Consider the following 9,185-nt stretch of genomic DNA (forward strand, 5'->3'; position numbering starts at 1 on the left):
ATCCCCAATCACGCGGACTACGGGGATACACCTCGCGGTATAGGTGCCGCTTGCGCGGCCGCGAATGGATTTGATGCAATCTGTTTTCTTGACGCCGACAACTGGTATGAGCCAAACCACGTCGAAACGATGCGCATGATCGTCGAGGAAACGAGTGCGCAAGTGGTCACGGCAGCCCGAAATATTTTCACTGCCGACGGCCGTGTGCTTGGTATCTGTAAAGAGTCGAACGGCGTCGATTTCAACGACACCAATTGTTATTTCCTGACGCGCGCTGCCTTTCCCGCATGCGCGGCGTGGCTCTTCAAAGACGCGCGCGAAAGCATCGTCGGCGACAGGCTATTCTGGAACGCCGTGCAAACCGGAGGCTACACACGCATGCATTCAACCGTGCCAACCGTGAACTACGTGAGCACACTCGCGTTTCACTATGAGATGTTCGGAGAAATTCCACCCGACGACTCAAAGATGATCCTGAAACTGACCGGCCAGCAGCATTTCCAGATGATCAGTTACGCGCAATTCAAAGCGATGGGCGGAGTGCCTGGTTGCTAACGGCGGTGGTGTCGCCGCCTACGCGCTCCTTCCCCGAAGCGCCCAATTGAAAACCCGCCGCGTTTCAGCAACCGGCTGCGTCAACCGCTCGAACAACTGCGCAACGGCGCCGTCTAGCTGAGCGAGCGCCGATACCTTCGACGGATCAACTTCAACAGCAGCGTCAACAGCAGCAGATACCGACACACGCTCATCCAACTTGTCACGAGCAGAACGTGCCACCTCACCGTGATACCGCGCGATCAACAAATCGAGCCGCGCCACAATCGACTCCACATGGGCAGCACTCACCTGCGCCCCCTTCAGCGGCACGTCGCCCGACGACAATCGACACCGCGAAGGATCACTCAACACCCGCGCCCAATGCAAACAGCAAAGTAGCGACCCGGTAGCCAGTTCGACATTGGGATTCCACACCACAACACGCTGCGTCTGCAGCGGCTTCAATGCGAGCGTGACGAACCAGGCAGACCGTCGCGCATCGCGTACGAACAGCCGGGAGCACGCAGCGGCGCAACCTGAAGCCGACCACCGAGCGATTCCACCGAGTCAATGCGTCAGGTCAGCCCGCTTCAACTGGCATCGTGAAAAATCACTCCCAGCGTATGCCGATGGCCCGACCGCAAGCGGCTCACGCCATGTCGCAGATTCACCCGGTACACACCGCGCGTGCCTTGCACCGGCCGGTGATGAACCGCAAACACGACCGCGTCGCCCTTGCGCAGCGGCACGACTTCCGTGCGCGACTGCATCCGCGGACGCTGTTCCGTCATCACGAACTCGCCACCCGTGAAATCCTCACCCGGCTCGGACAGCAGAATCGCGACCTGAAGCGGGAACACGTGCTCGCCGTACAGATCCTGATGCAGGCAGTTGTAGTCGTCCGTGGTGTATTGAAGCATCAGCGGAGTCGGGCGCAGTTGGCCGGCGGCGTGGCAGCGCTCGATAAACTCGCCGTGCGCGGCGGGATAACGCACATCGATATTCATCACTTCATTCCACCGATTCGCGACCGGCGCAAGCCGCGGATAGAGCTCAGTGCGCAATTCCGCGATCAGCGGTGGCAGCGGATACGCAAAGTATTGGTATTCACCGCGACCGAAACCATGCCGTGCCATCACAACGCGGCTGCGGTATAGCGCTTCGTGCGGATAGAGCGCAGTCAGCGCGGCACATTCCTGCGCACTGAGCAGATTGCGCAGCATCGCGCAGCCATAGCGGTTCAGCTCTTCTTCGACATCGAACCAGTCGATCGCATCGACCCTCCGCGCAAGCGGGCCGGCTGCCGCACCCGGCGCCGCCGGGCGTCGCGGCTCCGGCTCATCCTTCGGCGCTAATCCCAGCCCCAACTCCAGCGACTGCGCGCGCGGACCCTTCGCAACCGTATTCATGAGCATCCTCCAAAAGGCAATCAACCAGCGATGACTCAGTGTAAACACGCGCCTTTGGCCACGCACTCCGACTCTTGCTCACCAATTCTCCGCCCGTCCACGCACGCCAACCCATCGCGCGGGCATTCCAGCCGTCTTAAGCAAAAGCAAAGGCACGCTTCGAAAATGCAAACTTCGCGAAACCCGCTGCCGGGTTCATAGTAGGACCCTATTTAGCTCAATACACGTACACGGAGACCTTGCCCATGTCTGCCTCCCCGCAGAAACTCGACGACTGGCTCGACAAGGAGGCGGTGACCGAAGACGACATCACCGCGTTTCCGCTGACGGCGATGGCCGCCACGCTCGACCGGGAAGAAAGCAACGAGTCGGTCCCGCCGCTGTGGCATTGGCTGTACTTTCTGCCGATTGCGCCGATGTCCGACATAGGACCCGACGGTCATCCCGAGCGCGGCGGTTTTCTGCCGCCGGTGCCGTTGCCGCGTCGGATGTGGGCCGGCGGCCGCCTCACGTTTCATGCGCCGCTCAAGGTCGGCGAGCATGCGAAACGCACATCGACCGTCGCCAATATCGAGGATAAAACCGGCCGCTCCGGCCGTCTCGTGTTCGTGACGGTGCAGCATACGATCGAAGCCGGTGGCGAACTGAAGCTTGAAGAAGAGCACGACATCGTCTATCGCGACGCGCCGCAAGAGGGCGCGCGGCCGCCGCAAGCGGCGCTCGCGCCCGAAGGCGAAACGTGGCGGCGCACCATCGACGCCGACGCCGTCATGCTGTTCCGCTACTCTGCGCTGACGTTCAACGGCCACCGCATCCATTACGACTACCCGTACGTGACCGAAGTGGAAGGCTATCCCGGCCTGATCGTTCATGGTCCGCTGATCGCCACCCTTCTGGTCGATCTGCTGCGCCGCGAACAGCCCAAGGCGACGCTGCAAAGCTTCGCGTTCAAGGCGCTGCGTCCCACCTTCGCGGGGCAGCCGTTCACGGTATGCGGCAAACCCGCCGACGACGGCAAGACCATCGACCTATGGGCCAAAGACCACGAAGGCTATCTGACCATGCGCGCCACAGCGGCACTCGCCTGAACACCAGGAAACACCACGAGATTCGACTATGCAAACCACCCATCAGGATTCGTTTCAGGACATTCGCGAAGCAGTGCGCGATTTATGTCAGCAATTCTCCGGCGAGTATTTCCGCAAGATCGACGAAGCCCGCGGCTACCCCGAAGCATTTGTCGATGCATTGACCAAAGCCGGCTGGCTCGCCGCGCTGATTCCGCAAGACTTTGGCGGCTCGGGGCTGGGGCTCACGGAAGCGTCGGTGATCATGGAAGAGATCAATCGCGCCGGCGGCAACTCGGGCGCATGCCACGGCCAGATGTACAACATGGGCACGCTGCTGCGCCACGGTTCGGACGAGCAGAAGCTCAGGTATCTGCCGCAGATCGCGAGCGGCGAGCTGCGCCTGCAATCGATGGGCGTAACCGAGCCGACCACCGGTACGGATACCACCAGGATCAAGACCACTGCCGAACGGCGCGGCGACCGCTACGTGATCAACGGCCAGAAAGTGTGGATCTCGCGCGTCCAGCATTCTGACCTGATGATCCTGCTGGCACGCACCACACCGCTCTCGGAGGTGAAGAAAAAATCGGAGGGCATGTCGATCTTTATCGTCGACTTGCGCGACGCGATCGGCCACGGCATGACCGTGCAGCCGATCCTGAACATGGTCAATCACGAGACCAACGAACTGTTTTTCGACAACCTCGAAATTCCCGCGGAGAATCTGATCGGCGAGGAAGGGCAGGGCTTCAAATATATCCTCGACGGTTTGAACGCAGAGCGCACGCTGATCGCCGCGGAATGTATCGGCGACGGTTACTGGTTTGTCGACAAGGTCACCGAGTATGCAAAAGAACGTATCGTGTTCGGCCGGCCCATCGGACAGAACCAGGGTGTGCAGTTCCCGATCGCGCGCTCGTTCATCAACGTCGAAGCGGCCAGCCTGATGCGCTTCGAGGCAGCGCGGCGTTTCGATGCGCACGAACCGTGCGGTGCGCAAGCCAACATGGCAAAGCTGCTCGCCGCCGACGCTTCGTGGGAAGCGGCGAACGCATGTTTGCAGTTCCACGGTGGCTTCGGCTTTGCCTGCGAATACGACGTCGAACGCAAATTCCGTGAGACGCGTCTTTACCAGGTTGCGCCGATTTCCACCAATCTGATTTTGTCGTACGTGGCTGAGCATATTCTCGGCTTGCCGCGTTCGTTCTGATTTCCGGGCCGGATCAAACATGAGACCACTCGACGGTATCAAGGTCATCACACTCGAACACGCCATCGCCGCGCCGTTCTGCACGCGCCAACTCGCCGATCTCGGCGCGCGTGTGATCAAGATCGAGCGTCCCCACGTCGGCGATTTTGCGCGGGGCTACGATGAACGCGTGCATGGGTTGTCGTCGCACTTCGTCTGGACCAATCGCTCGAAAGAAAGCCTCTCGCTCGATCTGAAGCAGCCTGCTGCAACGGAGATTCTCGAAGCATTGGTCGCCGATGCCGACGTACTGGTGCAGAATCTCGCGCCCGGTGCGGCGGATCGGCTCGGGCTCGGCTATGACACGTTGAGCAAGAAGTATCCGAAGCTGATCGTCTGCGATATTTCCGGCTATGGCGCCGATGGCCCGTACCGCGACAAGAAAGCCTACGATCTGTTGATCCAGAGCGAAGCCGGTTTTCTTTCGGTTACGGGTTCGCCAGGCGCGCCGGCCAAGGCGGGTTGCTCGATCGCGGATATCGCAGCCGGCATGTACGCGTATTCGAACATTCTCAGCGCGCTGTTGTTGCGTGGCCGGACGGGGCGCGGTTGCCGCATCGACGTGTCGATGCTGGAAAGCATGGTCGAATGGATGAGCTATCCGCTGTACTACGCGATCGACGGCCAACCACCGCCCGCGCTCTCCGGCGCGGCGCACGCTACGATCTATCCGTACGGGCCATTTCCTGCCGGCGATGGCAAGACGGTGATGCTCGGTCTGCAAAACGAGCGCGAATGGAAGCTCTTCTGCGAGCAGGTGCTGGTGCAACCCGAACTCGCCACCGACGAGCGCTTTGCATCGAATTCGAAACGCACCTCGGCGCGTGACGCGTTGCGTCAGGTGATCGTTGCGGCGTTTGCCGAATTGACGGCAGCGCAAGTGATCGAGCGGCTCGATCGTGCAGGGATCGCCAACGCGCAGATGAATACGTTGAGCGATGTGTGGGCGCATCCGCAGCTGAAGGCGCGCGATCGCTGGCACGACATCGGTACGCCGGTGGGTACGGTGCCCGCCTTATTGCCGCCAGGCTTGCCGGATGACTTCGATCCGCGCATGGACCCCGTGCCCGCACTCGGCGAACAGTCCGACGCGATCTTGCGTGAACTCGGTTACGACAGCGCACGGATCGACGCGCTGCGCGAAGCCGGCACGATCTGAACGGCCTTCTTTGCGTTCTTTACCTTCGCGGTGGGCGCGAGTATTGCCACCCCGGCGGTTGGAACACAACCTGAAACGCGACTCAAAAGCTAACTTCGAGTGACCTAGCCATGACCGATCATCCCAGTCTCACGCTTGCCACCTTCGCCGCTCAACTCGACTTCGACAGCATCCCGCAGGCGGTGGTCGAGCGCACGGTCAATCTGTATGTCGACTGGCTCGGTTCGGCACTGGCCGGCAAAGGCGCGCGCCCGGTCGAAACCATTACGCGGTTTGCGCGCCAGGCCGGCGGTGGCGCCGTCAACAGTGGTCCAAGTGAAGTCCTGATCGATCGCGGCCGTACCACGCCGTATTTCGCGGCGATGATCAACGGCGCCGCCTCGCATTTTGCAGAACAGGACGACGTGCACAACGGCTCGGTGTTTCATCCGGCAACCGTGGTGTTTCCGGTGGCACTCGCATTGGCGCAGGCCAAGCGTGCGTCCGGGCGCGACTTCATCGCCGCGGCGGTAGCGGGGTATGAAGTCGGCATTCGCATCGGCGAATTTCTCGGGCGCTCGCACTACAAGGTGTTTCATACCACCGGCACAGCCGGGACGGTAGCGGCTGCCGCTACGGCCGGGCGCATGCTCGGTTTGTCGCCGATGCAAATGCTCGACGCGTTCGGCTCGGCGGGCACGCAGGCAAGCGGCTTATGGGAGTTCTTGCGCGACGCCGCCGACTCCAAGCAACTGCACACGGCGATGGCGGCGGCCAACGGTTTGATGGCCGCGCAACTTGCCGCCGATGGTTTCAAGGGCGCGACGCATATTCTCGAAGGTGCGCAAGGCATGGCCGCGGGCATGTCGAGCGACGCCGATCCGGCGCGCCTCGTCGACAGGCTCGGCACGCGCTGGGCGACTGCCGAGACATCGTTCAAATTCCACGCTGCTTGCCGCCATACGCATCCGGCCGCCGATGCGTTGCTTGCGGTGGTCCATGAACATAAGCTCGCGCCGCGCGATATCGCCAAGGTGGTCGCGCACGTTCACCAGGGCGCAATCGACGTGCTCGGCGCGGTCGTCACGCCGCGCACCGTCCACCAGGCGAAGTTCAACATGGGCACGGTGCTTGGGCTCGTCGCCTATCACGGCTATGCGGGCGTGACCGAGTTCGAACAGGGTTTCGACGCCGACTCGATCGCGGCCTTCCGCGACAACGTCGAAATGGCGTTCGACGCCGAAGTCGATGCCGCTTATCCCGCGCGCTGGATCGGCAAAGTGACGGTGACGACCACCGACGGCCGCACGTTCAAGGGCCGCGTCGACGAACCGAAGGGGGACCCCGGCAATACCTTGTCGAGGGATGAAATCGCGACCAAGCTGCATCGATTGGCGGCATTTTCCGGGGCGGCGACCGAAGGCGAGGCAGCGGCGTTGCTCAGCAACGCGTGGGAGATCGCCGGACAGCCCTGCGTTGAATCGGTGTTCGGTGCCGAGACCAACTCGACGGTGGCAGCATGAGCGCGCGCTTGCCGCGTTCGTATCTGTTCGTTCCGGGCAACCGGCCGGAGCGCTTCGAGAAAGCCCACGCAGCGGGCGCGGATGCGGTGATACTCGATCTCGAAGACGCCGTGCAGCCCGATGAAAAACCAGCCGCACGTGCGGCGGTGCAGGCCGCTGTTTCGGGCGGTGCAGCCGGTGGTGCTTCTAATGGCGCGTCCGGGTCCGCGTGGGTGCGGGTCAATGGCTCGGACACGTCATGGTTCAACGATGACATCGCCGCGCTAGTCGAGCATCGGGGTGTTGCCGGTATCGTGCTGCCCAAGGCGGAGACGCGCGGGCAGATCGAGGGCATCCTGGCGCATGCGCATCCCCGCTTGAGCGTCTTGCCGATTGTCGAGACTGCGCGCGGTTTTGCGAATCTCGCCGAACTGTGCGCTGCGCCACGCGTGGAGCGCATCGCGTTCGGCACGCTCGATTTTCAGATCGACCTCGGTATCGATGGCGATCGCGAGGAGCTGGATCTGTTTCGCTCGCAGATCGTGTTGTCGTCGCGACTGGCGGGCATTGGCGCGCCGGTGGATGGCGTGTCCACCACCCTCACCGACATGGAGCAGATCGAAGCCGACGCGCGACGCGGGCGCCGCTTTGGCTTCGGCGGGAAACTGTGCATTCATCCGAAGCAGATCGAGGCGGTGCATCGCGCTTATGCATGGAGCGACGCGGAGCAGGCGTGGGCGATACGTGTGCTGGCCGTAGTGGAGACGAGCAACGGCGCGGCGGTGGCTGTCGATGGAAAAATGGTGGATATGCCGGTGATTCTGAAGGCTCGGAGGATTCTGGCGGGCGCATAGCACACGCCGGTTCGTGCAGGCCGCATGGAGCGACGAAGCGTAAGCGATCGCATGACTGCAAGGTAAGCATGATGGGCGGGGAATCCGGTTTTCGCCGGGCGCAGGCTTCGCGCCCGGTTAAGATGGAGCATCGCATTGCAAGCGTTCATGGGCGCTTGCGCCTCCTCTTCGGCCATCATCATGCATTTCGATTTCGTGGATTTGCGTTTGCTTCTTCATATCGCCGACACGCAGAACCTGGCGCGCGCGGCGGAGCGCTCGCATCTGTCGGCGCCGGCGGCAAGCAATCGGGTCAAGAATCTCGAGGAGCAGTTGGGTTTCAAGCTGCTTTATCGAACCAGCCAGGGTGTGACGCTCACGCCCGCCGGGGAAGCCTTCGTGCATCATGCGCGGCTCGTGCTCGAGCGGGTCGAGCATCTGGCCGGCGACATGCAGGAGTACGGCGAAGGCATTAAAGGCCACGTGCGCATCTGGGCCAATACCACCGCGATCAGCGAGTTTCTGCCGGCCGTGCTGAGTCATTTTCTGCGCGATCATCCGGACGTCAATATCGATCTGCGCGAAGTGCTGAGCGGCGAAATCGTGAAGGGCGTGGCGGATAGCGCGACGGATATCGGGATCGTCGCGGGCAACGTTCACGCGGAACATCTGGAAATGCTGCCGTATCGCGACGACCGCCTGGTGCTGGTGACGTCGCGCGATCACGCGCTGGCGAAGCTATCGTCGGTCGATTTCGCGCAATTGCTCGACGCCAATTTCGTGGGTCTGCCCACGTCGAGCGCGATCCACGCGTTCATCACCAGCGCTGCCGATGCCCTCGGCGCGCGCCTGAAGCTGCGCATCCAGGTGGGCAACTTCGAGGCGGCCTGCCGGATGATCGAAGCGGGCGTGGGCATCGGCATCGTGCCTGAATCGGTTGCGGTGCGGCACAAAAAGACGATGCAGATCGCGATCGTCGGCCTTGACGACGCGTGGGCCGAGCGCAAGCTGAAGATCTGCGTGCGCAGCGTGAAGGATTTGCCGCCGTTCGCGCGCGTGCTGGTGGACAGATTGGTCGCCGGCGTCTGAGTAGCGTGACGCGGCCGAATCGGGTCGGGCGTCGGGCGTTGGCCGTCGGCGGAATGCTACCCACGCCAAAGTCAATAATTTCCAATAAGAAACGATCGGGCGAACTATGCCGCCTCGCCGGCGCCTCAGCAGCGACGGCCCGCAGCACGCCCCGAGACCAGCCATTTCCCCGGCCATCGAGCTCACAAGCCCTTCCACCCTGCTCCGCCGCCCAGTTCCGGGCAAATACCCTTGCCGCCAGAAAATCCCGCGTGTATAGTTTCCGAACTTACTCTTGTTTCGCATCGGAAATTAAAGGGATTCTCATGGACGCTTCCACCATCCTCGCCGACCTCGGCATCGCCCACGCGGCACAAGC

The 9,185-nt window shown here is 62.2% G+C and carries 8 protein-coding genes and 1 pseudogene; 7 read left to right on the forward strand and 2 right to left on the reverse strand.

What is annotated here, in order from left to right; genetic code table 11:
* A pseudogene (locus QOC89_RS09195) lies at window positions 1–555 on the forward strand (glycosyltransferase family A protein); the annotation flags it as partial.
* Between the two features lie 18 nt (window positions 556–573).
* Here QOC89_RS09195 and QOC89_RS09200 read toward each other — a convergent pair.
* Together QOC89_RS09200 and QOC89_RS09205 are read right to left on the reverse strand one after the other, a co-directional pair.
* The gene (locus QOC89_RS09200; RefSeq protein ID WP_323044738.1) at window positions 574–1,002 is read right to left on the reverse strand and encodes a hypothetical protein; all 429 of its coding nucleotides are present in this window, start codon (window positions 1,000–1,002) and stop codon (window positions 574–576) included.
* Between the two features lie 125 nt (window positions 1,003–1,127).
* Window positions 1,128–1,946 (reverse strand): 2OG-Fe(II) oxygenase, encoded by an 819-nt coding sequence (locus QOC89_RS09205; protein ID WP_323044739.1) that lies wholly within the window; start codon window positions 1,944–1,946, stop codon window positions 1,128–1,130.
* 245 nt (window positions 1,947–2,191) lie between these two features.
* Here QOC89_RS09205 and QOC89_RS09210 point away from each other — a divergent pair, with 245 nt between their 5' ends.
* The 6 genes from QOC89_RS09210 (at window position 2,192) to QOC89_RS09235 (ending at window position 8,827) form a co-directional block, all read left to right on the forward strand.
* Window positions 2,192–3,034: an FAS1-like dehydratase domain-containing protein gene (locus QOC89_RS09210; RefSeq protein ID WP_323044740.1), complete on the forward strand. Its 843-nt coding sequence runs from the start codon at window positions 2,192–2,194 to the stop codon at window positions 3,032–3,034.
* Window positions 3,035–3,062: 28 nt separating this feature from the next.
* Window positions 3,063–4,226, forward strand: a complete 1,164-nt coding sequence (locus QOC89_RS09215; protein WP_323044741.1) for an acyl-CoA dehydrogenase family protein — start codon at window positions 3,063–3,065, stop codon at window positions 4,224–4,226.
* 19 nt (window positions 4,227–4,245) lie between these two features.
* Window positions 4,246–5,424, forward strand: coding sequence for a CaiB/BaiF CoA-transferase family protein (locus QOC89_RS09220; protein WP_323044742.1), 1,179 nt, complete (start codon window positions 4,246–4,248; stop codon window positions 5,422–5,424).
* A 110-nt stretch (window positions 5,425–5,534) separates the two neighbouring features.
* Entirely contained in the window at window positions 5,535–6,926 is a 1,392-nt protein-coding gene (locus tag QOC89_RS09225; RefSeq protein ID WP_323044743.1) for an MmgE/PrpD family protein, read from the forward strand.
* Window positions 6,923–7,759, forward strand: a complete 837-nt coding sequence (locus tag QOC89_RS09230; RefSeq protein ID WP_323044744.1) for a CoA ester lyase — start codon at window positions 6,923–6,925, stop codon at window positions 7,757–7,759. The genes QOC89_RS09225 and QOC89_RS09230 overlap by 4 nt, the downstream gene beginning before the upstream one ends.
* 180 nt (window positions 7,760–7,939) lie before the next feature.
* Window positions 7,940–8,827 (forward strand): LysR family transcriptional regulator, encoded by an 888-nt coding sequence (locus QOC89_RS09235; protein WP_323044745.1) that lies wholly within the window; start codon window positions 7,940–7,942, stop codon window positions 8,825–8,827.
* The last annotated feature ends 358 nt before the right edge of the window (window positions 8,828–9,185 follow it).

The sequence above is a fragment of the Paraburkholderia sp. genome (genome assembly GCF_034668105.1).
GTDB lineage: Bacteria > Pseudomonadota > Gammaproteobacteria > Burkholderiales > Burkholderiaceae > Paraburkholderia.

Coding starts and splice junctions, on each gene's coding strand:
- QOC89_RS09235 (WP_323044745.1), top strand. CDS start 7,940: ATGCATTTCGATTTCGTGGATTTGCGTTTGCTTCTTCATATCGCCGAC.
- QOC89_RS09230 (WP_323044744.1), top strand. CDS start 6,923: ATGAGCGCGCGCTTGCCGCGTTCGTATCTGTTCGTTCCGGGCAACCGG.
- QOC89_RS09220 (WP_323044742.1), top strand. CDS start 4,246: ATGAGACCACTCGACGGTATCAAGGTCATCACACTCGAACACGCCATC.
- QOC89_RS09215 (WP_323044741.1), top strand. CDS start 3,063: ATGCAAACCACCCATCAGGATTCGTTTCAGGACATTCGCGAAGCAGTG.
- QOC89_RS09210 (WP_323044740.1), top strand. CDS start 2,192: ATGTCTGCCTCCCCGCAGAAACTCGACGACTGGCTCGACAAGGAGGCG.
- QOC89_RS09205 (WP_323044739.1), bottom strand. CDS start 1,946: ATGAATACGGTTGCGAAGGGTCCGCGCGCGCAGTCGCTGGAGTTGGGG.
- QOC89_RS09225 (WP_323044743.1), top strand. CDS start 5,535: ATGACCGATCATCCCAGTCTCACGCTTGCCACCTTCGCCGCTCAACTC.